General features: G+C 48.6%; 20 protein-coding genes. 4 read left to right on the forward strand and 16 right to left on the reverse strand.

The window, feature by feature from the left end:
• Positions 1-32: 32 nt before the first annotated feature.
• From ACSR9A_RS11100 to ACSR9A_RS11120, 5 genes are all read right to left on the reverse strand, one after another.
• Positions 33-1076, reverse strand: coding sequence for an NAD(P)/FAD-dependent oxidoreductase (locus ACSR9A_RS11100; RefSeq protein ID WP_473757294.1), 1044 nt, complete (start codon positions 1074-1076; stop codon positions 33-35).
• A gap of 15 nt (positions 1077-1091) precedes the next feature.
• Positions 1092-3080, reverse strand: coding sequence for an AraC family transcriptional regulator (locus tag ACSR9A_RS11105; RefSeq protein ID WP_473757312.1), 1989 nt, complete (start codon positions 3078-3080; stop codon positions 1092-1094).
• Positions 3081-3189: 109 nt separating this feature from the next.
• A complete protein-coding gene (locus ACSR9A_RS11110; protein ID WP_473757295.1) occupies positions 3190-3939 on the reverse strand; it encodes a (S)-benzoin forming benzil reductase in 750 nt (249 codons plus the stop codon).
• Positions 3940-3966: 27 nt separating this feature from the next.
• The gene (locus ACSR9A_RS11115) at positions 3967-4566 is read right to left on the reverse strand and encodes a TetR/AcrR family transcriptional regulator (RefSeq protein WP_473757296.1); all 600 of its coding nucleotides are present in this window, start codon (positions 4564-4566) and stop codon (positions 3967-3969) included.
• A 655-nt stretch (positions 4567-5221) separates the two neighbouring features.
• Entirely contained in the window at positions 5222-5578 is a 357-nt protein-coding gene (locus ACSR9A_RS11120; protein WP_473757297.1) for a nucleotide excision repair endonuclease, read from the reverse strand.
• 173 nt (positions 5579-5751) lie between these two features.
• Here ACSR9A_RS11120 and ACSR9A_RS11125 point away from each other — a divergent pair, with 173 nt between their 5' ends.
• A complete protein-coding gene (locus ACSR9A_RS11125) occupies positions 5752-7737 on the forward strand; it encodes an AraC family transcriptional regulator (RefSeq protein WP_473757298.1) in 1986 nt (661 codons plus the stop codon).
• 191 nt (positions 7738-7928) lie between these two features.
• Here ACSR9A_RS11125 and ACSR9A_RS11130 read toward each other — a convergent pair whose 3' ends face one another.
• The gene (locus tag ACSR9A_RS11130; RefSeq protein ID WP_473757299.1) at positions 7929-8819 is read right to left on the reverse strand and encodes a YwqG family protein; all 891 of its coding nucleotides are present in this window, start codon (positions 8817-8819) and stop codon (positions 7929-7931) included.
• 57 nt (positions 8820-8876) lie between these two features.
• Entirely contained in the window at positions 8877-9878 is a 1002-nt protein-coding gene (locus ACSR9A_RS11135) for an ABC transporter substrate-binding protein (RefSeq protein ID WP_473757300.1), read from the reverse strand.
• Between the two features lie 221 nt (positions 9879-10099).
• Between ACSR9A_RS11135 and ACSR9A_RS11140 the strand changes: the two genes are divergently transcribed.
• Positions 10100-11083 (forward strand): ABC transporter substrate-binding protein, encoded by a 984-nt coding sequence (locus ACSR9A_RS11140; protein ID WP_473757301.1) that lies wholly within the window; start codon positions 10100-10102, stop codon positions 11081-11083.
• Positions 11084-11268: 185 nt separating this feature from the next.
• The gene (locus ACSR9A_RS11145) at positions 11269-12171 is read left to right on the forward strand and encodes a helix-turn-helix transcriptional regulator (protein ID WP_473757302.1); all 903 of its coding nucleotides are present in this window, start codon (positions 11269-11271) and stop codon (positions 12169-12171) included.
• 55 nt (positions 12172-12226) lie between these two features.
• Here ACSR9A_RS11145 and ACSR9A_RS11150 read toward each other — a convergent pair whose 3' ends face one another.
• The 9 genes from ACSR9A_RS11150 to ACSR9A_RS11190 form a co-directional block, all read right to left on the reverse strand.
• A complete protein-coding gene (locus tag ACSR9A_RS11150) occupies positions 12227-12514 on the reverse strand; it encodes a HesB/YadR/YfhF family protein (RefSeq protein WP_473757303.1) in 288 nt (95 codons plus the stop codon).
• A gap of 122 nt (positions 12515-12636) precedes the next feature.
• A complete protein-coding gene (locus tag ACSR9A_RS11155) occupies positions 12637-14229 on the reverse strand; it encodes a response regulator (protein WP_473757304.1) in 1593 nt (530 codons plus the stop codon).
• A complete protein-coding gene (locus ACSR9A_RS11160) occupies positions 14219-16117 on the reverse strand; it encodes a sensor histidine kinase (RefSeq protein ID WP_473757305.1) in 1899 nt (632 codons plus the stop codon). Before ACSR9A_RS11160 ends, ACSR9A_RS11155 begins: the two co-directional genes overlap by 11 nt.
• Positions 16118-16241: 124 nt before the next feature.
• Positions 16242-17912 (reverse strand): extracellular solute-binding protein, encoded by a 1671-nt coding sequence (locus tag ACSR9A_RS11165; protein WP_473757306.1) that lies wholly within the window; start codon positions 17910-17912, stop codon positions 16242-16244.
• Between the two features lie 37 nt (positions 17913-17949).
• Positions 17950-18774: a carbohydrate ABC transporter permease gene (locus ACSR9A_RS11170; RefSeq protein ID WP_473757313.1), complete on the reverse strand. Its 825-nt coding sequence runs from the start codon at positions 18772-18774 to the stop codon at positions 17950-17952.
• Between the two features lie 80 nt (positions 18775-18854).
• A complete protein-coding gene (locus ACSR9A_RS11175; protein ID WP_473757307.1) occupies positions 18855-19826 on the reverse strand; it encodes an ABC transporter permease in 972 nt (323 codons plus the stop codon).
• 730 nt (positions 19827-20556) lie between these two features.
• Positions 20557-21363, reverse strand: coding sequence for an alpha/beta hydrolase (locus ACSR9A_RS11180; protein WP_473757308.1), 807 nt, complete (start codon positions 21361-21363; stop codon positions 20557-20559).
• On the reverse strand, positions 21363-22403 hold the full coding sequence (locus ACSR9A_RS11185; protein ID WP_473757309.1) for an ABC transporter substrate-binding protein: 1041 nt from the start codon (positions 22401-22403) through the stop codon (positions 21363-21365). The genes ACSR9A_RS11180 and ACSR9A_RS11185 overlap by 1 nt, the downstream gene beginning before the upstream one ends.
• A gap of 41 nt (positions 22404-22444) precedes the next feature.
• Entirely contained in the window at positions 22445-23620 is a 1176-nt protein-coding gene (locus ACSR9A_RS11190; RefSeq protein WP_473757310.1) for a helix-turn-helix domain-containing protein, read from the reverse strand.
• Positions 23621-23821: 201 nt separating this feature from the next.
• On the opposite strand from ACSR9A_RS11190, the gene ACSR9A_RS11195 reads away from it, so the two are divergent.
• The coding region (locus ACSR9A_RS11195) for a YfbR-like 5'-deoxynucleotidase (protein ID WP_473757311.1) at positions 23822-24444 on the forward strand (623 nt) is incomplete at its 3' end.

Genomic DNA, 24444 nt, shown 5'->3' on the forward strand with positions numbered 1-24444 from the left:
GGAGCTAACCCTAAAAGGTTAGCTCCCACTTCTTATGCGTCTTCTTCCCGAACACCAAGCGCCAGATTTTTTTCTCTGAACTTGCTGTTATGCGAGGATACATAAGCAACCTCGTCGGCTTTTGGCTCCATATACAGCTTGGCGCTGTTCACGGCAAAGGCCGCATCGGTAAACGCTCCGGCAATTAAATAAAGCTTTGATTCGTAATCTACAAAATCTCCGGCAGCGAAAACACCCGGTATATTCGTAGCCAGCTTGCTGCTTACCTTTACTCTACGAACACCGATATCCAAGCCCCATTCACGAATAGCTCCACAATCGCTCTTCAAGCCATGATTTACGATTACGGCATCTACGTCCAGCGTTTCTGTCTCTCCGCTCTCCACCTGACTGATCGTCACCTGATTGATTGCTTTACCATCCTTGCTATGCAGCTGAGTAACCGCATATGGCGTTTTAACATTAACCGTGGACTGTCTCATCCGTACAACATTTTTCTCATGTCCGCCAAATTGTTCGCGGCGATGTACAATCGTAACACTGGCCGCCAGCAGCTCCAGCTCGTTGGCCCAATCTACCGCTGAATCCCCGCCGCCGGATATCAGAACATGCTTGCCGCGAAACGGTTCAAGCTCCTGCACCGTGTAATGAAGATTGCTCACCTCATACCGATCAGCACCTTCAATCTCGAGCTTCGACGTTGTCAGAACGCCGTAGCCGATCGTCAGAATGACCGTTTTCGTCCAATGCGTCTCTCCCGATTCTGCTGTAAGAAGAAAGGTGCCGTCCTCCAAGTGATCCAGACCGACAATCTGCTGTCCAAATACAAGGGTCGGGTCAAAAGTTCGCGCTTGCTGTGAGAGCTGCGCAATCAATTGCCTACATAGGATTGGCGTCACGCCGCCAACATCCCAAATCATTTTTTCCGGATAAATCAGCATCGTTCCACCAAGCTCTTCCTTGGCTTCAATCAGCTTCGTCTTCATATCTCGCATACCGCTATAGAAGGCCGCGTACATGCCCGCCGGGCCCCCACCGATTATCGTTACATCGTATAACTCTTTGGATTGTGTCACTCTGCTTCCTCCAATCTAGGACTTCGATTTCTCGATCAGCCAATTTGCCAGCTCTTCAACCTGAGACAGCATCGCAATCGGATCTTGGAACCAGGATTGATCCTCCGTCCAGAGAAACACACGATCATTTTTTATCGCATCCAATTGGCTCCATAACGGATTAGCTTTGTATTCTTCCATTGCTTTCGGGCTTGTCAGGACAACATAATCACCCGCGAAATCGCCCAGCTTTTCCAGCGAAATCGGGTAATATTTCTCCTTCATAATTTCTTCAGTAAGTCCTACTGGCGGATTGAGACCCAGTGCCTCATAGATTGCACGTCCGCCCCGGCCGGAGATAATACCGAAGACGTAAATCGATTTATCCTGATCTTCAAGCACGCTGACCGTCGCATCCTCAGGAAGCGCCTGCTTCACCTTCGCTTTAGCAGCAGCTATGCGAGCATCATAATCGGTCAGCCATGCGGCTGCTTTTTCTTGAACACCCAGCAGCTCGCCGAAATAGTTTATTTCCTCATGAACATTTTTGAATTTATTAAAGGGAACACTCACTGTCGGGGCTATTTTACTAAGCAATTCATATTTCTCTTGATCACTTGTCAAGGTGATAATCAGATCGGGCTCCATTTCCATGACCTTTTCAATGGAATCCCCCACATTTTCAACGCCATCGATCTTATCCTTTAAATACGGGTTTTGCATCAGCCACTCTGATGAACCGATCGGATTCGCACCTAAAGCGACGAGAGAACCCAGATAATCTATCGCTACGATTCGCTTAGGATTTACTGGTATCGTAACATCCCCGAATACGGTGGATACCGTTTTAGTAGTTTCAGCTGGTGCTGAGCTCGCTTGATTCGTGCTGCCTTGCTGGCTGGTAGCGGCTCCTCCTTGAGCAGCATCCGCTGGCTGTACGTTCGCAGATTGGCTTCCCCCGTTTGCTGCCGTCGTGGCATTCGCGCCTCCTGTGCCGCAAGCGCTTAGCAGCAGCATGAGACAAAGCAATAAAGTTGCTGTCATCGATGTTTTCGTACCTCTGTACAACGTAAAATCCCCCTCTGGTCTATATTGATAATGATTTTCATCTTCATCACCAATATATCGTTGGGCGACCCGTTTCACAATGGAGGATGTTAACGATTTTTTTGCAGAATATTGTATCTTGCCGCCGACAAGCTTGCGTTTTTTGTACTGGCCGGGAGCTACGCCCACATGCTTTTTAAACATACGATTGAAATAAAACATATCAGGATAGCCTACGGAAGCGGCAACCTCCTGCAAGGTAGCATCCGACGTCAGCAGCAGTTCCTGCGCCTTATCCATTCTTAGCATAATAAGAAAGTTGATTGGACTGTTTCCCGTCTGCTCCTTAAACTTTCTGGATATATATTGCGGACTATAATTTAGCAGCTGCGCCAGCGATTCAATCGTAATATTGTGCTGATAGTTTTCCGTCATATAACGAATGGCTTGCTCCGATAAATCTGGACTATCCGTCTCAAAGCCCTGCTGTTGTATTTGCCACAGCAATTCATAAACAAATTGATAGAACAGCGATTTGGCATGCAGCTTTTCCAGCGTATTCAGCCTGCTCCATTCATGATGCATCCGCTTCACCTTCTCCAGCAATTCAACCGGATATTGCGGTGTAAAATCATATTGCTGTTGAAACGGATTTTCCCGTTCCATAAGAAGCTGCATCTCGCGCCGGAAAGGTGGAACTAGTGACGCTTTATACAAAATTAAATAAAATTCGAATACATCCTCTGCTTCGATCTCGAGCCGGGTTCCTTTGCCGCCATGCAGCACATGGAACCGCCGAACCATGCTCACATTGCCATCCAGCGAAACCTTTGCACTGCCTCGCGCCGTGAACAAAAATGCACTAGCGGGCAAGTCATAAGCCGGCAGCTTCTCATTAAACACCATCATGATATGGCGAACATCCATCATTCGAACGAACGCGTGGTTCCATAACAATATATGATCTTCTATACTCATCACACCGTTTCAATTCCTCTCCTCAGTTTCCCGTATGCTGGATCGCTCTATGAGATAACTGTCGCAACAACTCCCTCTATTATAAATGATAATGATTCTCTCTCATAGATTATAAGTTTTCAACCACGACGTTGCTGCCAAAATCTTCGCTAAACAGCAGCTCAATTAATTTTGCCGCCGTATATTCAGGGGTCTGCAGCTTGCCCTCTTCCGCGATTTGAATGAATTGATCAACGTAGGGGAAGTCCGCCTTGGGTACCGAACGCATCTCAGCTTGCATTTGGGTATCAATCATCCCCGGATAGACGGATACCACCTTGGCCGGATACGGCTGGTTCAGCTGCTCCAAGCTCACGCTTTTGGAAAAAGAGTCCAAACCCGCTTTCGAAGTGCTGTAACAGCTTTGCGAAGGTAGTAAATAGCGGGCAGAACCAGATGAAATATTCATAATCCGCTTATCCCCTTTATAGTCTTTTGTACGCTTGAGGAAATTCGCAGTAATAATCATTGGAGCGAGCAAATTAATGTTCACATTTTCAATCATGCTTTGAGCTGGGTTCTGTTCGATTGGCGCCACTGGAGCCAGCATCCCCGCATTATTAATTAAATAGAAGCCTGTTATTTCTGTGTCCTGCGGAATCATGCTGAATAACGCCGTGAACATAGGCTCAATTTGCAGCAGCTGATTCAAATCAAAAGGATAATAAGTCATACTCGTCTTGCTGCGAATTGCCCGCTCACCCAGCTGTTCATTTTCCGCCCGCGATAGGCAAAATAAATGATGCTCCTCTGCCATCAATTGCTCCGCCAATGCTTCCCCAATCCCTCTAGACGTGCCTGTAATAAAAAAGATTTTCATTTGGCATTTCCTCCCCATTTCGCTTTTCTAATGCTCCTCTTTCGCCGCTTCCAGCAGGACGCTATCGACCGTTTCGCCCCAGACTCCCTGATAGTCCATGACCACCTTCATCATCATGCAGCGGGATAAATTATCGATGACCAAGGCGAGCATATGGGCTTTGTACGCTACATTCCGCGAAGCTACCACCCCTAATTCCACGCCTTTCAATAGCAGATCATGAAACCCGTTCAAAAACTCCTGCTGCATAACGGTCAGGCGCGCTCGGTACAGCTCATCTCGCTCGGCAAGCATCATAAATTCGCTCAACACCCTGAGCGAGGCTAAATGCTCCTTGCTGCCATCCGGAAGCATATGTAGTCCGCCCTGATACAACGTTTCCCGAAAGCTTGCGCTCGTAACGGACTCCTCTTGAAAATATTTTCCGAAATGATGATTTTGAAAAATATATTCATACGTCCGGCTGACCAGCTCTTCCTTCGTCGAAAAATGATAATAAATCGACGGCTTCGTAATGCCGACTTTGCCTGCAATCATGCTTAAGCTCGTTCGTTCGATCCCATGCTCGGCAAAAAGCTCAAATGCCGCCTCAATAATTTGATTCGTTGTAAGCTCTTTTTTCTTCAACCTGTTCAACTCCTTATTTCACTCTGCTGGAATTGATTATAGGCGATAGGAAGTCGTTCCGTCAATAATTTAACTACCGATAGTTAAAAAATATTTATAATTTCAAAAAAGGTTGCCCTGCTCATGCCTGATAATAGGCGTAAGCAGGGCAACCCTTTATTTTTTCATATGTCTGCAAATTTATATGTATAGCTCTAGGCTATTGCGACGGCGTCTTGCTCTGTTTTCTCGTCTTATAAACAATGATGCAAAGCAATACTATAAATGTAATCATTAACGGTATATTGATAAAAGGAATATACGACTCGTCTCTCGTAATACTGAACATGAAGGTTAGCAAGATGCCATTGATGCACATGCCAATATTTTCTCTTGATCGGGCAAAAATTTCTTTCTTAATCAATCTGTAAAGTAATAGAATAATTACGAGTGCAAGCCAAGAAAAGGCTAAAGTAAGCAGAATTGTTTTCATATAACCTCCACAATGGAATCATTAGCTGTAATCGCTATCCTTTTATTATACATTAATGGCTGTATCAAAGAAGCATTTTACCCCTCAAAATCCCGAAAAACATACAAAAAAAGAGGCCATGAACACCGTCTCAATTGACAGTATACATAGCCTCCTTGCAATCCTAACTCTAAAACTTACAATTTACTTAAAAAACACCTTGTCCACATTGTATTTCGCTCTTAGCTTATTCACGACATACGTTTCGTAGATTTCTCTATCCACCGGCTCTTCAATGATGCAAACCTCGATCGTCGTCACTTCGTCGCGATGCGGTTTCATTGGGGATACCGAATCTTCAAAGTGCTTCTTAATTCTTGGTCTGAGCTTTCTTGCTTTGCCAACAAACAGCAGCTCCTTGCTCTTATTGTAGAACATAAAGATGCCGCCCTTGTCGCGAGGGATCAAGTGAAAATCAGTAAAGCCATAAATATTGCTAAGCTCTGGAGAAATTTGCTTCTCGATTGTTACATCCGGTGTTGGTATCGTAATATTAATCACGCGCTGCTCACGTCCTCATTCAATATAAGAGTAAATACTACCACAAAACCGGCCGCAACACCATTTCAAATTTCCCCCTTATTTTCACCCCCTGCGTATTTACGCTTAAATGGTGTAACCATATAATGAAGGAAGAAGAAAGTGGCCCCATTTAGGAGGATTAAAAGACTGTAATGAAACTAGATGATCATATCATGCTCTGGAATCATGCTTCTGTGAAAATAATGGATTTTCGCTATGCACGGCTGGAAGCCGGAGAAAGGCTGTCCCCCTATCGTCTGCCGGCTAATGCCTTTCTCTATGTCATTGAAGGCAGCGCGCAAGTACAGCTGGATCATTCGCAGCATCCTATGGAGCAATTCCATGTCCTGCACGGCGGGCGCAGTGTGCAGCTCTCGATTACGGCAGAGCAGCCCTTTGCCTATTACCTTATTCTATACAAGGCCGTTCTTATGCTCGCCCCTTCGCAAAAGCTGGTGCAGCCTAATGATTTGAACCGCCCTTTCCAATATGAATATCGCTTTGTCCCCTTATATCCTTTGCCTTTGCTTGAGACGATGGGAAAAATGTATACGGCTTGGATGAAGCCTGATCCCCTTCATCTATTGCACGCACGGACTTTATTTTTTCAATTTGTGCATGAGCTTCTTTGGCAAATGCAGCGACAAGGAATTGAACCAGCTCGCCCCGATTTATTGGCACAAATGCTGCGATATATGCAGGAATGCTACAGGGACCCCATTACGCTGGAAACGATGTCGGAGCTGTTCGATTGCAGTGTAAGCTACTTGACCAAGCTGTTCAAAAAGCAAATGAATGATAGCCCCATTCGCCTGCTAACTCAAATTCGTGTGAGAAGAGCTGCTGACTTGCTGGCGCAAACCGAAACCTCCCTGCAAGAAACAGCGGAGCTTGTCGGGTATCCCGATGCCCATACACTTGGCCGCAGCTTCAAAAAATATTATGGACTGCCGCCATCCGAATTTAGAACAAAATACCGTCAAAACAGCCTTATACCAAAATCGCCCGCATTTCGTACTAAATTTGCCATTGTCCCTCCCTATACGCAGTGCTATAGTGTGAATGATTACGAGTATCATTATCATTCAACGAGAAGTGGAGGATTTTCTGTGTCAAAAATAAACAAGCCCTATACCATGGCGGCAACCCTGCTGCTATGTATGACCTTACTGTTAAGCGCCTGCTCTGGTGCAGCTAACACAGGCGCAAGTCAGTCTGGGACAAGCAGCAGTCCTGCCGTGCAAAGCTCAAGCCAGCCTTCGGCTGAAGCATCACCAACGAGCAGCTCTGCAGCAGCAACGAAAACCTATACGGATAGCACAGGAACGGTAACCATACCCGCAAACCCGGAACGGATCGTTGATTTGACAGGGAGCGCAATCGGAAATTTGCTTAAGCTGGATTTGAAGCCGGTCGCAGCTTTGGCAGAATCATTGGTTAACCCTTATCACGAAGGCAAATTGGATGGCATCGCCGATCTGGGGGATGGCACTAATTTGGAGGCCATACTGAATATCGACCCGGATTTGATTATTGTCTATGATTTTTTGGAAGAAAGCGAATATGAGAAGCTGGCTCAAATCGCTCCAGTGGTACGGCTTAAATATGGGGCAGCTACCCCTTCTGAGCTATTAACCGAGTTTGGAAAAATAACAGGCAAGGAACAAATTGCCGAGGCCTGGATCGATGAGTGGAATGCAAAAATTGCCGAGGTTAAGCCTAAAATCGCCGAGGTTGTCGGAGACAAAACCGTCTCGATTTTGCAGCCTTACGCAAAAGGTATTTATGCTTGGGGCAATAAAGGCGGCAGAGGCGGAGAAATCATCTACGGTGATCTTGGCCTGAAGGCTCCTGCTATTATCCAAAAGGCTCTTATTGATGGCGCTGAGTTCGGCTCAAGCCTGTCTCTTGAACAGCTGCCGGAATATGCCGGGGACTATATTTTCACAAGCAATTGGGGCTGGGATGATGGAAACCCGGACGTCGTTTACGGGAGCAGCCTGTGGAAAGGGCTTCCTGCCGTGAAGCAAAATCAGGTTTATTTTATAAACGCTGAGGGCTCTTATTTTAATGATCCGATCTCCCTCGAGGCTCAATTGCAATTTATTGTAGAGAGCTTTTTAGGCAAAAAGGCTTAACGCCTGCCTAATCCAAGGTGAAACGGCTGACGCCGTCCTTTGGCGGCGCAGCGCGTTTCATTCCGAGAAATATAGAGCAAGGATGGGAAAATTATATCCTTTCCTATATTAAAAAAAGCATGTTCACCAGCAGCTTGATGCCGGTGAACATGCTTTTTCTCATTTGGCTTCACAATCGCCGTTAGCTTCCTTTAGCTGGAATACAGCGAACAATAAGTACGCGTGAAATTCCCTGCCAGCAAATCCTCTTTGCGAATATAAAATTGCAATTCCCCGGCATCCCACCAGCAGAAGCCTACGTCATTATCCGAATCTAGAGTCAGCAGCACGAGCGTATCCGCAACCTCCTGCTCCGCTTGTCCAGCATCGCCTCCGAAGTGGTCCGCCAGCTGCTTCATCGCTTTGTCCGGGCTGTATTCATAGCGCTTGCCCGTCATCAGCATCAGCGCCGCCTCTATCTCGCAGTCGCCATGCTGCGTTGCCGGATAACCGAACATGACAGCCAGATCGCCATCCTCGCTGCCGCTCAATTCATGCGCCAAATCATCGTATTCCTCATAATCATGCTCATCATCTTCAACTTGCTCTTCATCAACATAGCCATAGCCTGGAAGCTCTATCGAAGCTCGGCCTACCACCTCATAGCCTGTGAAATCTGCATCCTCCAACGACGTTTCCTCAGGAGCAAAACGGCGCTTGGCGCCTGCAAGCTGCTCATCCTTCAAATGCAGGACGAAATGGTCAATATGATACGCAGGCTCATCCACTCCGAGGAAAAAATAAAGCATGCCGCCATGCGATAACCGCGAAGCCGCATCCTGCGGTGCCAAATCCTCCAAACGCAGCTGCGCCAAAAAAGTCATCGGTGTGCCGTCTTGATCAAGCGGCCATTCTATGTCATCCGGAAGATCGGGATCTCCGCCAATTCGCGATACGCAGGTTTTAGAATAATCCGCTGGGTTCCGCTTGGCTAAACGCACACCTTCACGGGCATGTGTCATTAAGTAGTCCAAGGCATGGGTATACTCCTGCTCTTGCAGCAAGTGCTCCAATTTCTCCTGATTGGGTTTCGTTAATGGCATGAAATCAAACTCCTCTAAAAAAATATAGTAGACCCTTCGTTTATTGTAAACGATTGCCTACTCTATGCCCATAATTTTCGGGAGTTCGTCCAAGAAACGTTCCATTGTAATGGGATCACTTGCGTTCCAGCTAATATCAGCCGTATAAGCATGCTTATTTTTAACAGCAGGGATCGATTTCCAAAGCGGACCTTCCATCAGCTTTTTCGCTTCCACTTCATCATCTGTACCGGGCGAGCTGAGTAAAAACACATGGTCCCCCGCATAATCAGGCAGCACCTCCATTGAAATGAGCGAGAACACCTCCTTCTTGTCGATGAGCTCCTGCACCTTGGCGCTTGGGCTGAAGCCGCCCGGCTGGTACAGAGACATCGTTAAGCTGAAATTGCCCATAACATAGAAGTCACCGGCTAGGCTTAGGTAGACCGTTGCCGACTCGCCTGGCTTCAAGCCGATTTTATCCCACATCGCCTTCGCCTTAATCTCATAGCTGGCAATCCAAGCCTCCGCCTCCTGCTTCTTATTGACGATGTCAGCTACCTCTCGCAAGCGATCAAACGTTGCCGCATCTCTATTGAAAATGACCGTCGGCGCGATTTTGGACATTTTCTCGAAAATTCCGGTGTCATCCGGCCCGCCATATCCAGCCTGCAAAATCAGATCCGGCGCAAGCTCCAGTACCTTCTCCATATTATGCGGGTAGCCAATATCGACAACCCCGACTAAATCGTCTTTATAAATGTAGGGCTCGTTTACCCAATCGTTCCCCGCAGGTGTAATGCCCAGTGCCAGCAAATCCCCTGGAATGTCGCCGAGCAATACGATTTTCTGCGGATGTGTTGGAATTGTAACTTCATGCCCGCTAAAATCCTTGTAGATGCGTGTTGCTGCCTCTGTTGCAGTTGGCTCAGCTGGCTTTGCCGTCTCAGACTCGGTTGCTGTTGCAGCTGGTGCTGACTCCGTTGCTGCTGCACCACCATTGGAGCCGCAGGCTGCTAATAAACCGAAGGTTAATAGTAGTATTGCAGCAATGAACATTCTGACTTGTTTCGTAGACATGTGAAAACCCCTCTTTTATTTGATGATAATCATTATCAATATACTGGATGTTACCATTTAGCACAATGGATAAAACAGGCTTCTGCTGCATTACGCGTCCATCAACAGGGGAATTATCCGTATGCGGGTAGCAATCCTCCTTCTGCGAGTAGCAAACGCTTCGACTCAGTGATAATCTTTATCAATAAGTAAATACTGCTTGCAAGCAAAGGGGAATTCTAATGAAAAAATTGACTAAACCATTTTCAACTATTGTATTTATTGCTCTATTGATTGTTGTTACTGCCTGCTCGTCGGCAAGCAATAATGCCCCGAACCCAGCGAGTACCGAAGCCAGTGCTCCTTCCGCCTCGCCATCTGAACAGCCAGCTACAAAAACCTTTAAGCATATGAAGGGTGAGACGGTTATTCCCGCTCATCCCCAGCGTATCGCCGACGTATCCGGCTCTTCGGAGGAGCTGGTCATATTGGGGCATAAGCCCGTCATTACCGCCAATACGGAATTCGACGCGCCTACGGTCATCCCGGAGCATTTGCGTGAAGCCCTTGCTGATGTCCCTACAGCTGGCTATTATGGCAGCGGGGAATTAAATTTGGAGGCCATTGTACAGTCAGAGCCCGATCTAATTATTACGAATATACGACATGAGAAGGTGTATGAGCAGCTTACCAAAATCGCACCAACGATTATGCTGACCGACGACATGACCTATATCGACTGGCGCGGCCGTTTTACGCAAATTGGCGATATTTTGGACCAGAAGCAGCAGGTCGCAGACTGGCTGGCAGCCTATGATGCCAAAGCAGCCAAGCTCCACGACGAAATCGTTGCAAAGACGGGTGCTGAGACGTTTGCGGTCATTGAAGCCAATCAAAAAACGATTCGCATTTACGGTACGTCCGGCTATGGCTCCCTGCTGTTCAACGATTTGAAATTACCTTACGCTGAAGGTACACCGATCAAAGAATGGGGCGTGGAAATCGATATAGAAGGGCTGTCCACCATTAATCCCGACCATATCTTCTTCATGTATACGGATGGCAGTGAAACCGACTTGGTCAATAGTGCGATTTGGCAATCGAAGGACGCGGTGAAGAACGGAAACGTGTATCGGGGCAGCAATAACGATCAGTGGAATTTATCCTTCACCCCGCTTGGCAAGGATATGCTTCTGGATCAGATCGCGGAAATGATTTTGAACTAGCGCAAACGGCAGGCAGCATCTCGGACTGCTCAAGGAACTGGCCTACAAGTCATTGCACAATGACCTGGGACCAGTTCCTTTTTTCATTGCGAGGGAATATGAAGGGTTAAGGTTTGACAGCCTAAATGAAAATTGTTATCATTTACCCATTCATCTGTTCGTATCCGTCAGAGGTGGTTAACCCATTGAGCACATTTCATTCTGTATCATCAGAAGTAGCTACACCCTCAGGCAGCGGCATTTCCAGCTACTCCTTTCGCCGCGGCATTAAGCTGATTAAAACGGATATCAACATTCCCGATAACTATTTTCGCTCATTTGAGCTTTCGGTACCGTCATTTGAGCTGAGCTTTTGTTCCAGTGGTATAGCAGAAAACGATATTCAAAGCAGTGTGCATCGGTTCGAGCCAGGGCAAAGCCATCTTGGATTGATGAACCCCTTGCGGGCGAACGTGTCGTATCCCGGCAGCGGACAGCTTTCTTATATCCAGCTCTTCATGACCCCGGTTGGCATGAACGAGTGCCTGCAGGATATCGGCTGTGCCAGCCACGTTGATTTTAACTATTTGCTGGGGAAAAATCACTATCGTTTTATGCAGAGCACCATTGAGCCTTCCACCGCACTTGTATTGAATCAGATTAAAAATTCGCTCCGTGAAGGAATGGCCGTGAATCGGCTCTATTTGGAATGCAAGCTGCTAGAGCTGCTGGCGCTCTACTTAGACAGGCTGGTTGACCAGCGCGGAGATGGTGAAGCCACCCCCACTATGCGTATGGATGACAAGGATAAAATCCATCTGGCCGCAACCTTGCTGATCCAACGTCTCGACAATCCGCCATCGCTGCTGGAATTAGCCAAGCTCGTGGGCATGAACGATTTTAAGCTGAAAAAAGGCTTCCGCCAATTGTACGATACAACGGTATATGGCTATTTACGCGACAGACGAATGGAGCAGGCACTGAGGCTGCTGGAAGGCAGACAAGCCAACGTAAGCGAGGCCGCGTTTGCCGTCGGCTATACGAACGTAAGCCACTTCTCCGCCGCCTTTCGTGAGAAATATGGTATCAACCCCAGCACGCTGCTTTAAGTGAAAGAGAGAGGCAGGAGCCTTAAAACGCAAACGGCCCCTGCCTCTCTCTTTTTTATTCCACGATCATGTCAATTTCCTCATGCCGCTCGTCGAACGTAATACGCAGCCCTTTATTGTCGAGATACCACAAATTGGCTTCCTCTATAAAGAAGGTGATCCCTTCAACGGTAGTGCTGAGCCCCGGATTTATTGGCAGTTCCTTATTAACGCCTAGAGACAAGCCGGGTACGACAGTGCTGCAGCCGCCAAGCTTTACAAATATTCTGACCGACTCTCCATTTTTCAGCTCCAACTGCTGCTTATACCAGCTCGCCGCTGGCTGCTCAACGATTAATTGCATATGTGTCAGCCCCTTCCATTCCCTATTCGCCTCTTGAGCAAAATAATCCAAGAACGAATACCTTCATCATCGCCAATTGACGGGCTGATGTCAATGCAGCAGCATGTATTTGCTTAGGTCTTTCATTCCCGCAAGCCGGCAGCAGCTCTGACCTTAAGGCGATATTCCTGAGGAGAAATCCCTTCCAGCTCTTTGAATACACGTGTAAATTGCTTGCTGCTCTCGAAGCCCAAGATGCTTCCGATATCCTGCATTTTATCATTCGTGCTTTCCAGCAGTCCCTTGCCTCTGCGGATACGAAGCTTTTTCAAATACAAGACGAAGCTCTCTCCTGTATGCGCCTTAAAAGCCTCGCTGAAATAGGAGTAATTGAGGCCGACATAATTGCTGACAACCGCCATATTAAGCGGCCGGGCATAGTTCGTCTCCATGTAAGCGATAGCCGCATTGATTTCCGCATGCTCGTTATAGGCAGAACGAATGCCGCTCACATACTCATTTACACTGTATAGCAAATGCTCCAGGCTGCGGTAATAGTCATGAAAGCTGCGAAAATTGTCCATGCTGCCGACTCTGCGGTACAGCTTCAGCACGTCAATAGAAGCCTCTCCGTATAGGCGAAACACTTCATCGAGCACCTGCTCATTCATTCGTTTGCCCACCTGGCGCAAATAACCGATATCTAGATCAGCCAAATCTTCGATCCGAAAAATAGCTTTAAGCAGCGCTTGAATTTCCCTCTCTCGCTCGGTGCCCAGCATATTGCCAAGCTTGCGAATGTCTTCATCCGGCATCGGATGCATGCGGCGCTGCGGCGCGCGAATATCCTGATACTGGAGCAGGCGGCTGCCCGGATATAGAAAGGAATAGTGCAGCGCCTCCTCTGCCTGCTTATAGCAGCTGCGCAAATCCTCATACTTAGCCGCCTCTGCGCTTAGTCCCAAACGAAGCCCTTCCAGCTCCTTGCCTCCGGTTAGCCGCAGCAGCTCGTGAAACTGCGCTGCCTGGCCGCCTATCAGCACAAGCCTGCCCACGCTGTCCACAAAGGATGCAGCAACTGCTCCGCCCAGTTGCCCGAGCAGACTCCGGGCGAGCGGCCCCAGCTCATCGCGGTTCAACGCTTCCCCGTTCTCGGATTTATAGCTGAGAACAGCTACATGGCATGGCAAGGTGATCGCTTCGAATGGTATATCTACATCACGGCCCAGTTCCTCCACCTGCCCCTGGATTAGCTCGCCTTGACTGAGCCATTCCTTCAGGCGGCTCATTCGAACCTGCTCGCGGTACTTGTCGCCCTCTGCTGTTTTTCGGGCAAGCTCAGCCTGAGCCTGCAAAATATTTTCGCTCTTGCGCAGCGATTCAAACAGCTCATCCCGGCGAATCGGCTTCAAAATATAATCTCTGACTTGATACTCAATCGCTGCCTTCGCATAAGTGAATTCATCATAGCCGCTCAAAATAATAAAAACGGGCTTTCGCTTCTCCTCCGGCTGCTTCATCACTTGCTTGATCAGCTCAATGCCATCCATCACCGGCATCCGAATGTCCGTAATGACGATATCGGCCTGCTCGCTCTCATATTGCGCCAGCGCATCCTCTCCATGAATGGCTAGCCGAATATGGTAGTGATCTGGAAACTCCCGTTCAATCATCGTTTTCAGGCCGATTCTTATATTTTTCTCGTCGTCTACGATCAGCAGCTTTTTAATCGTCATTCCCTCCTCCTGCAATCAACACCTTGGGCAGCATTATGATGACTTCAGTAAAATGGCCTTCCTCGCTGCGCACCTGCAAGCCATAGGGCTTGCCGTAATAGATGCGAATGCGCTGATGCACATTGCGCAGCCCTATGCCGTACAACGGCTTTGCGCTTCGTTCATATTCATCCACAATGCGCTCTCCCGCCCGTTCCAGCCGCATGCGTTCATTGAGGAGCGCAAGCGGCTCAAGAGCGATTCCTGCACCGTTATCGCGAAGCGTAATGACGATTCCGCCCTCCTCATGCTCGAAAGCAGTAATCTGGATAAGGCGCTGCGGCTCCCCCAGCTCTGGCCAAGCATGCTTAAGGGCATTTTCAACGATCGGCTGCAAGGACATTTTAAGCATCTCCACCTCCAGCAAGTCCGGCTCGATGCTCTGCTCAAGAACGATTGGCTCGTCAAAGCGAATATTCATGACAGCAATATAGTTTTGAATATGGCGAATTTCATCCTGCAAGCGAACATATTCGCCTGACCACTTGAAGTTGTAGCGCATCATGCCGCCCAGCGACGTAAGCGAGTCAGAGATGGTCCGCTGGTTTTCAATTTCGGCCAGCATTTTAATATTTTCCAGCGTATTGTACAAGAAGTGGGAGTCGATCTGGCTGTGCAGCGTACGCAGCTCCGCTTCCTTCGTCAGTGCCTTCTTTCTTACGCCTTGGGCAATCAGTTCATTAATCGTTTGCATCATTTTGTTAAAATGGAACGCCAGCTCGCCGATTTCCCCGCCCCCGCTGAGGGGCAGCCCCGCCGGCGTCTCGCCCCGCCGAACCTTCTTCATCGCTTCGGTCAAGCGCCGCAAATTTTTGAGAATAATGGCATTCATCATATACGTAATAATTGACAGCAAGCCAATAAGCCCCACATTAACCGCCATAATTCGAAATTGCGCATTGGATACACGTTCATACACAAGCTCCAGGGAAATGATATTGAGCAAATCTGCTTCCGCCTGCTCAACGGGCGTACGAATGAGCAAATAAGGATGATCATCCACCGCAAAACGTATTTCCTGCTGCCCAAACTCCTTCATTGCAGCGAAATTCTCCTTAATGGCTGTTCGCAGCTTCGGATTGCTGCCTGTACCCGCGAAGGCTTGGAGCTCATCAAGCACAATGCTTCCCTTGCTGTCGGCCAGCATCATCTGCGAGCCCTCATCCTGCAAGCTGGCAAATGCCTTTGGCGCAAAATGCTTCAGCAGCATTTCCACCTGAATGACGCCAATCCGCTCGCTGCCTGCCCGGACGACCCGCATCAGGGAAACCTTCGGCATCTGGTTATGGACATCCGTTACATTGCGGTGCAAAATATCGGCATCCTCCTCCTTAAACACCCACAGCTCCTTGCCGCCGAGCTCCGCTAGCTCTGAATACCAAGACTCCTTCTGAATACGCTGCTCATGAAACACAATCGGCCACATTTCTGATATATAGTCATTGTCTGCAAACAGGCGCAAATGGGCGATGTTCGGATTGTTCGTTTGAATATTGATGACATCGGTTAGCGGCCCCCGGTACAAATCGAGCAGCTCCTCCGTCGTAAACTCCTTATGTGCAGACACATAGCCGGTAATATCCGCGCTTAGAAGCGTAAGCTGGGCTGCCAGCTCCATCGCTTCGATTTGGTTAAGTATATTTACCTTCTCAAGCTCCACCAAATACTGTCCCTGCCTAAGCGTGTCATTAATATGGCTGTCTCTAATTTCGCCAAATAAATAATTCGACACCACAATGCTAGGAAACAGCAATATAAAAATATAGGCGGCGACCAGACGGCTTTGCATCGATCTTCTGCCCAGCCAATAAGCCGTCGTTTGAAAATAGCTCCGAATTTGCCTTCCCACGTTAGGCTCACTTCCATCTTCGCGGCCCAGCCCCCTGAATTGCTTGCAGGCGGCAAAAAGCGCGCCAGTCCATAATGGATTTGGCGCACCTGATGCCGGGATGTATGCCCGGGTCTGTCCTGTATTAGTTAATGAATGCTGCCAGCTTCGCTACGTTCTCTTCATATTTTTTCTGCTTATAGGCCTGAACAGTGCCAAAGCCAAGAGCATCACGCTTGCTCAAATACTCCTGCCATAAGCTGTCGAACTCGGCATCTGACTTCGCAAGCAGCAGCCTCGGAAGCGCCTTGCCAAATTCATGATCCAGCTTTGTCTTCATAATGCCTTCCTCCGAAGCCCCCGTCGGATCAAGCTGATCAAATTGCGACAGGCTGAGCGCCTTCCCGCGCGTCCAGTCTTCCATCTGCTTGAATGGCTCAACGGCTGGCGGCGACCATTCCGGGGTCAAATTCGTATCCATCAGCATCCAGAAGGTATGGGAGGCGCCATATTTTTTATCAAAGGCCCCACGGTCGGAATTAAGCAGCGCTAATACATCAGGAAGAAATTGGTCTTTCCCGTCTATTGTATCCCAGGTTACGCCCTGCTTGCCGAAAAACATATCCCGCTGGCCCTCTTCGGAAATGAGGTAGTCTAGGAAGCGGATCGCCCGCGCTTTATCCTTCACATTTTTGGAGATGAGGGTAACGGTCCAGCCGGAAATGGATGGCCCTGCAAGCGTTGCTTGAGCCTGAGCAGCATTAGCTGGCCCATCCACCGCAATATAAATGGAGTTAGGATCGTTTGCAAATAGCGCATTTTGCTGGTTAGCCAGATCAGACCTCGAATACAGCATCGCAAAGTAACGGCCTTGGGCGATTTTCTCCTCCATTTGCGGGCGCTTATCGATAAATATGTCTTTCGAGAGCAGGCCGTTTTCATTCGCTTGGCGCATCGTCTTGAGCCATTTTACATATTCAGCGTCTGTGTCGCGATCATACAGCTGTCCATCCTTTTCATATGGAATAGCCAAGAAGTTTTGAATGTAAGCTTGCAGCGAGCTGTTGCCCTTTTCATTAAAATCATACATCCCCAGCGGAATTAACGGCTGACCGTTAATGTCGGGAAATTTCGCTTTTGCAGCAGCCAATGCTTGAAGGAAACCTTCCGTTGTCCGCATATCCGGGCTGCCGATGGCCTCATACATGTCCTTGCGTACGAGGAACGTCTGTGTAGAGGTGATGCTGTCGCCAAACTTCTCGTAATCCTTCGGCGAGGAGGAGGCGTTCGGATACCCATAGATATGGCCGTCCTCTTGCTTGTACCAGGCGAGCTTCGCCGGGTCGGTCACCTTGTAGAAATAAGGATCATACTGGTCAGCCAGCTCATTAAGCGGAAGCACCATGTCGCCTTCTATCATCTTCTTGACGGCATCCTCGTACCAGCCGAGCGTAATGAAATCAGGCAGGCTGCCGGAGGCAATCATCGTATTCATCTTCTCCGCCTCATTTCCGGCAGGGACGATGAAGTTAATATCTACGCCTGTTTTCTCCGTAATATACTTGGATGTGTCATCTACGCCCCACTTATTAGGAAACCACGAGAAATTAATATACCAATCGAACGTAATCGGGCTTTTATCCACTTCCCAGCCTTTATCCTCCTGCGTCAGCTTCACCTCAGCAGAAGCAGAAGGTGTACCCCCATTCGTTGTGCCCTCGTTCGTATTGCTGTTTGATGAGCAGGCTGCCGAAAATACGAGAGCAGCGGCAAGCGGCAGCACCAGCAGACGCATTAATGCGGGTTGTTTAACCATGTTTATTTTCCCCTTTTCTATTTGAGTAGACTGTAGACTAGCCCTTAATAGAGCCAATCATCATGCCTTTGACAAAATACTTTTGCAAGAAAGGATAGACCAGCACAATCGGAAGCGTCGTGACGACCATCGTTGCCAGCTTGATCGACTGCGACGTAACCGTTTTGCCGACGCCTCCCGGAATGGCGGCAACCATCTGATTCGAGCTGGACTGTGCCACTACCCGGTACAAATACGTTTGGATCGGCTGCAAATCCATGTTGTTCATATAGATGACGCCGGCAAAATAGTCATTCCACTGATACACCCCATGGAACAGCGCAATTGTCGCAATGACCGGCAGCGATACGGGCAGCACCACCTTGAGGAAAATGCCCCAGTCATTCGCTCCGTCGATTTTCGCCGCTTCCTCCAGCCCATCCGGAATTTCCCGGAAGAAGGTCATGAAAATAATAAGATCGAAGAAGCTGAACATCGCCGGAATAATGTACACGAGAAAATTGTCCAGCAAATGCAAATCTCTAATTAGCAAATAGGTAGGAATCAGACCGCCGCCGAAAAACAAGGTGACCGTGCCAATTAAAATGTAAATCTTGCCGCCAATAAGCCCTCTGCGGGAAAATGCATAGGCTACCATCGCAGTGAAAAAAACATGCAGCAGTACGCCAAGCAGCGTTTTCGCTACCGTAATACCCATTGCCGTCATAATGCCCGCGCTCTGGAATACCGCCTCGAAGCTTTCTATGCTGAACACCCGCGGCCACCAGTAAATGCCGCCGCGCATGCCGTCCTGCCCTTCATTGAATGCATTCACGAGAACGTACCAGATGGGATACAGGGTCGCAAAGCACACGAGCAGCATGCCAAAGCTGTTAAAGAAATCGAATGCCGCTTCTCCCTTTGTTTTTCGTTTCAAGCTGAGCAAAGTCAGTCGCCTCCTTCCTAAAACAACGATGTGTTATTGATTTTTTTCGTTACACGATTGGCGATGAGCAGCAAAATAAGGGCGATAACGGATTTGAATAAGCCGACTGCGGTTGCATAGGAATACCGTCCCTGCTGCATGCCCGTCTGGTAGACGAACATATCAATCACATTGCTTGCGCTTTCATTTAAAGCGTTTCTCAGCACCAAAATTTGATCAAAGTTGGAGTTCAAGACGCCACTGACTGCAAGAATGAACAAAATCGAAATCGTTGCTTTGATGCTCGGCAGTGTAACGTACCACATTTTTTGAAAGCGGCCCGCCCCGTCAATCGTAGCGGCCTCATACATTTCGGGTGATACACTTGAAATAGCTGCCAAATAAATAATGGCGGACCAGCCGAGCTCCTTCCATATATCCGAGGTAATAATAATGCCCCAGAAATAATCGGGCTCTGCCAGGTACGAGATCGGCTCCTTAATGACGTTAAGCGCTAACAGCACATGGTTAACGATACCGACATCCGACAGCCAAGTCGTCAGGATGCCGCCAAGGATAACCCACGATAGAAAATGCGGCAAATAGGATATCGTCTGCACCGACCTTTTGAACAGCACCGACCTTACCTCGTTCAAAAATAAAGCGAATATAATCGGCAGTGGAAAGCCGATTGCCAGCTTAATCAAGCTGATGCCCAGCGTATTGCGCATCACATTTACGAAGCTCTCATCTTGGAAAAACTCTTGAAAATGCGACCAGCCTACCCAAGGCGCCGCGCTGATCGGCTTGACGATATTAAATTCTTTGAACGCTATGATGATGCCGTACATCGGGACATAATTAAAAACAATCATCCATAAAATGCCAAGCAGCGCCATCACCTGCACATGCCTCTGGCCGTACAGCTTCCTGAACCATCTGCTGCGCTTCGCCGCTCTCGTGCTTGCCGCAAGCGCTGCCGCCGATTGTGCTTCGTGCCGTATTTTCACCGTTTAAATCCCCCATACTACGTTGGAATCTTGCTCTACAGACTGAAATCCCTTCTTTATCCATTGTAGACGGCAGCCTCCGATCCGGTAAGGCTTCAAATTTCGTATTAGGGGGTCCATTTTTCGGATTTCCGATAAAACAAACAGGCCCATGCTTATACGCATGGGCCTGCTAAACACAGGGATATATTTTCAATTAACTAGGGCGTGTATGCAAACGTAAGCGAGTCAGATCCTGATTCAAGCCAGCGTCAATTCTATTCCCTCTCCTAACCGGAAGGTCATACCTCATGAATGTGAATGAAATACGTACCAGAAGTTGGCTTCATGCTCTTCGTTTCAGGGGTGCTCTCTGCTCAACGCTAGACTTGGTGGACACAGCAGCCGCTATTTCAACAGAATTACGTGTTATGGCACAAGCTGCGGACTCAGGAGCAGCTAAAACGCTGCAAATGGCCATTATGACGGGATGATGAGAGCCATAGCGGATTTCCTGTCCGCTTACGGCCTGAAATCGCAGCAAAAGCTAGAATAGCGGAATCTCAGTCCTTCAAAAAGGAGTGAGATTCCCGAGCTGTGGGGTGTCAGTAACAATCGCAGGCTCCGCTTTGCATGCACACCCTAATTTCATTACCAATATCAACTTTCATTACGAATATCAAGCAGCTTTACGAACATCAAGCTTCATTACGATCGTCGAGCATCTGCATCTGCGCTGGCCACTCAAGCGCTAGCCGGATAAGGCAAATTTAATGACCCGGCTGATCGCTGCCGGCAGCACGCTAACGTGGCTCTCCTCGGGAAATTTGGCGATTGCCGCATGAAAGCCGCTGGCTTGGAGCAGCTTCAGACCGTCCGCCAGCTGCTCGGAGTCCTTCACCATATCCAGTAGTTCCTCCGCGCCGATGGTAATCAACAGCTTCGGCGGAGGATCTCCCTGACGAAGCCATGCAGCAAATGCGGCTTGCTCCTCCAGAACGGCATGCTTGTTCCACCATATGGACGGGCTTCCCGCAGCAAACCGCTGAAACGACTGAGGGCGGCTGAATAAGGCATGGAGGACGAGCAGTCCCCCCAGCGAATGTCCGAAAATCGTCTGCCGCTCCTTGTCTATGGGAAATTCCTTCTCCAGCGCCGGCTTCAGCTCGTTCTCCAAAAAATCCAAAAAGCAATCCGCTCCGCCATGCTCCGGCCATGGCTCTCCATTGGGCCGGGTTGGCAGATTTTCAAGCTTTGCAGGTGTTGTAAAATCATAACAGCGCCGGGTCATATCGAACGGCTCACCAGATGGATAGCCGATGCCTACGATAATGACGGGGTCATAGCCATGCGGCTTGCGTGTTTGCAAGCGGGCAGCCTCGGCAAACGTGCCGAACACCGCATCCCCATCCGTCGCATAAATGATCGGGTAGCCCTTCTCCGGAGGCGGCTCCTTCGGCACAGCTATCCTTATGCGGTATTCCAGCTGCCTGTGGCTTGCATACACCACTCTCTCGCTGCTTCCAGCCCTATCATGTCCCGCAGCTTCACTTTTCATTATGGCGCTAGAAACCGAACAATATCATCGATAATTTGGCTATATGCAATTAGACCGCCGCCTGTCCAATATTCATCGCTAACCGCATAAACATGGCCCGCTTTGACCGCAGACATGCTTCTCCAAATCGCATTATCGGTCAGCTCCTTAATGTTGGCTGCGCCTGAGCCTGCGTAGTCGATTGTAAAAATAAAATCGGCATCCAGCTCTGGAAGAATTTCCAGCGAGGCATCCACGCTGTTTTTCTCTTCAACCAGCCTGCTCTTTCCTATGCCAAGCTCATGTGAAAGGACATAGCCTCCAAAATAGTTGCCGCCAATCAGGTACATCCCTTTGGCATTAAAATTGATCAAAACCGCCTTTTTCCCGTCGGCAACTGGAGTGGGCTTGGCCTTGGCCTCTTCCTTCTTCTGTTCATAGTCGCTCAGCGCCTGCTTCGCCTCGTCAGGTTTGCCAAGCAACTCGCCCAGCTTCGTAATCGAGCTGTTTAGATCGCCCGCCGCATTGACAAAAACGTAGGTAGGCGCAATTTTGGAATACTGCTCATAGATGCCGTCGTCAGCATAGTGGGCCGTATGCAAAATAATCAGATCAGGCTCAAAATCCATAATTTGCTCTGGGGAAGGAGGGCGCCCTCCTGAAAACTCGACAGTCGGCACACCCTTAAGCCGATCCTGCAAATAAGCTTGGCCTTTTCCGCCATTCCCCCATTGTGCTATAGGCGTTACACCCAAGCTCAGCAGGGAATCCTCCATATAGGGGGCAAACACCTTTAATGGCTTGGCTGGTATGACCAGTTCATGCCCTTGCTCATCCGTTACCGTCTTCGTCGCTGAAGCTTCCTCTGAAGCCTCAGGGGCTTCGCTAACCTCAGAAGCCTGGCTTTCTTGTACGGCAGCTGCTGTCTGGGCTGGCACAGCTGGATCTTCGGCATTAGTGGAGCCACAAGCACTCAGCAGGCTCAGCGCCAGCCCTATAAGGAGCAGCGAAAGCCCGCTGGCTCTAACCTTTTTTCGCAAAAAACCTTGCTTCTGAAACATTCGAAATACCCTCCTATGATAACAATTCTCACTAAGGAGTATTATAAAGGATGCCCCATGCACGCTCCATGGACTTTATCCGTTCCTGCCTTTGGACAATATCCGGTTAGGAGCAGCAGCATTTCATCCAGCATCCGGTTCATCGCTATGGCTGAGTATTCGAACCATGGATCAGAGGGAACCAGATAGACAAAATGATTGCGAACCGCTTTAAGCGACCTCCATACCTTGTTATGCTGAAGTGCTAGCCAGTACGAGCGCGACTCTGCCTCAGGGCATACTACTATCAGCATGCGGCCCGGGTCAAGTTGGCTAAGCTGCTCCAGCGTCAGCTCCACATTGTACAGCGAGTCCTGCTCATAGGCCGGAGACAATTGCAGCTCCTGATACAGCAGCTCCAAAATAGCTTGGTTGCAGTAGACATGCACCTTATTCCCATATATACGCAATACAGCAAAGGTATCCTCATGCACGGCCTGTTTGATGCTCGTCCGGGCCCATTCCAGCCTCCGCGTATATCCATCAATCCATTCCTCCGCCTGCTGCTCGCAGCTTAAAAATAAAGCAATTTGACGAAGCTGCTCTCGCCAATCGTTCTGCCCCGTACCAACGAATAAAGCAGGCGCAATGCTGCCCAGCTTCTGCTTTTCTTCATCGTACAAATGATCGAAGCCTATAATGGCGTCGGGGCGGACCTTCGTCAGCTTGTCCCATTCCTCATGCCGCTGCAAATTCCCATAGCGCATATGCACCTGAATGCTCATCTGATACACATTATAATAATAAGGTGTCCACTTCGAATCCAGCGGTGCGGCAACCGGAATCATACCCAGCGCAAGCAGCTGCCCTATAAGCGAAGGGGAACATGCGGCAATCCGTTGTCTCGGACGGCTCATAAATTCGGATGGGGATACGCCAACCTCTTTTTTAAACTTGCGGCTGAAGTAAAATTCGTCACTGTAGCCCACCTTATGGGCAATTTCCCGCAGACGATAATCCGTCTCCATTAAATATCTTTTTGCCCGGTTGATGCGCAGGTCGGTCAAATAATCGATTGCGCTTTGCCCAAATGTTTTTCTAAACAAGTCTACAAAATATTTAGGGCTTATATTAGCCATCTCTGCCAGTTGTCCCACAGATATCGGCTCATCAAAATGCTGCTCCATAAAGCGGCGAATACTTAATAAATCCGTCCTTGGGTGCTGATTACGATACATGACGCCTCCCTGTCCCTTGCTTGGATCTATGCCATTCCTGTTTTCAAGCCATGTCCAGCTTATCCTTTCAGTATAGCAACATTGAGAATCGCTATCAATGAATTTGAAAATTGACCTGAGCGACACATGGCGTTAATACTGAGTTGACATACCTGGCGTATAGTCGAATCATACTCAACTAAATAAAGGATGATGGCACTTATGGGCATTCATACGTACTTTAGATCTCTTAACGATTTAGAACGCATTATCCGTACTCCCGGCAAATTCAAGTTCGAAGAGCACAGCGTGTCGGCTCACTCCTGGAAAGTCGTTCAGTATGCCAAAACGCTAGCCGATATCGAGGAGCAGCACGGCGTCGCGATTGATTGGAAGAAGCTTTATGAAATTACAAGCAGTCATGATTATGGAGAAATTTTTATCGGAGACATTAAGACGCCCGTCAAGCATTATTCCCTTGAACTGCGTTCGATGCTGCAGCAGGTTGAGGATGGCATGGTCGAGCATTTTATTCAGGACAATATTCCCGAGGAATTTCAGGCTATTTTCCGCAGGCAGCTGCGCGAAGGCAAAGACCATTCGGTAGAGGGCCTGATTTTGGAAGTCGCCGATAAAATGGATCAGGTATACGAGGCTTTCGCTGAGCTCCAGCGCGGCAATACCGAGAAAGAATTTATCGTCATGTACCGCTACGCAATCATTAAAATCAAAAACATTAATCTCCACTGCGTGAAGTATTTCCTCGAGCATATTCTGCCAGATATTATTCATGAAGGCACCCTCTCCCCCATCGATATTCGCAAAATAACAGAAGAAGCGCTGGC

The organism is Paenibacillus sp. R-74696 (genome assembly GCF_055814915.1).

Coding starts and splice junctions, on each gene's coding strand:
- ACSR9A_RS11140 (WP_473757301.1), top strand. CDS start 10,100: ATGAAAAAATTGACTAAACCATTTTCAACTATTGTATTTATTGCTCTA.
- ACSR9A_RS11110 (WP_473757295.1), bottom strand. CDS start 3,939: ATGAAAATCTTTTTTATTACAGGCACGTCTAGAGGGATTGGGGAAGCA.
- ACSR9A_RS11190 (WP_473757310.1), bottom strand. CDS start 23,620: ATGTATCGTAATCAGCACCCAAGGACGGATTTATTAAGTATTCGCCGC.
- ACSR9A_RS11180 (WP_473757308.1), bottom strand. CDS start 21,363: ATGAAAAGTGAAGCTGCGGGACATGATAGGGCTGGAAGCAGCGAGAGA.
- ACSR9A_RS11130 (WP_473757299.1), bottom strand. CDS start 8,819: ATGCCATTAACGAAACCCAATCAGGAGAAATTGGAGCACTTGCTGCAA.
- ACSR9A_RS11170 (WP_473757313.1), bottom strand. CDS start 18,774: ATGCTGCTCGTGTGCTTTGCGACCCTGTATCCCATCTGGTACGTTCTC.
- ACSR9A_RS11185 (WP_473757309.1), bottom strand. CDS start 22,403: ATGTTTCAGAAGCAAGGTTTTTTGCGAAAAAAGGTTAGAGCCAGCGGG.
- ACSR9A_RS11135 (WP_473757300.1), bottom strand. CDS start 9,878: ATGTCTACGAAACAAGTCAGAATGTTCATTGCTGCAATACTACTATTA.
- ACSR9A_RS11165 (WP_473757306.1), bottom strand. CDS start 17,912: ATGGTTAAACAACCCGCATTAATGCGTCTGCTGGTGCTGCCGCTTGCC.
- ACSR9A_RS11125 (WP_473757298.1), top strand. CDS start 5,752: ATGAAACTAGATGATCATATCATGCTCTGGAATCATGCTTCTGTGAAA.
- ACSR9A_RS11105 (WP_473757312.1), bottom strand. CDS start 3,080: ATGAGTATAGAAGATCATATATTGTTATGGAACCACGCGTTCGTTCGA.
- ACSR9A_RS11155 (WP_473757304.1), bottom strand. CDS start 14,229: ATGACGATTAAAAAGCTGCTGATCGTAGACGACGAGAAAAATATAAGA.
- ACSR9A_RS11150 (WP_473757303.1), bottom strand. CDS start 12,514: ATGCAATTAATCGTTGAGCAGCCAGCGGCGAGCTGGTATAAGCAGCAG.